At 39.2% G+C, this 347-nt stretch carries 1 protein-coding gene; it reads right to left on the bottom strand.

What is annotated here, in order from left to right:
* Nucleotides 1-347: Cna B-type domain-containing protein (locus COL05_RS30330; protein ID WP_257152615.1), on the bottom strand; the 347-nt coding region annotated here is incomplete at both ends.

Raw genomic sequence — 347 nt, 5'->3', positions numbered from 1 at the left:
CTTGGATCTTTTGGATCTGTATGTTGTTCGTCCTTGATTTTTGTATTTGTGATGTCATAACCGTTTACTTTGGATTCATATCCGGCTACCGGTTGTTCTTTCACTTCATACTTGTACGCTACTCCGTCTGCATCATATGCTGCTAAATCTTTGAATTCGTATTTCCAGCCTGTTGCTTTGCTTACTTCTTGCGTCGCAATCACTGTGCCATTTTGTAGAAGGTCTACTTTGATCATTTCCGGACGATCTTTCGCGTTATCGTCTTTCCATGTTTTCGTTCCTTCTACTTTTGTTTCGCCTACTTTTGTATTTGTGATATCAGTACCATTTACTTTGGATTCATATCC

The organism is Bacillus sp. AFS059628, from assembly GCF_002571225.1.
Classification (GTDB): domain Bacteria; phylum Bacillota; class Bacilli; order Bacillales; family Bacillaceae_G; genus Bacillus_A.
Note: the sequence above shows the minus strand (reverse complement) of the source record. Positions and strands in the feature narration are given on the sequence as shown.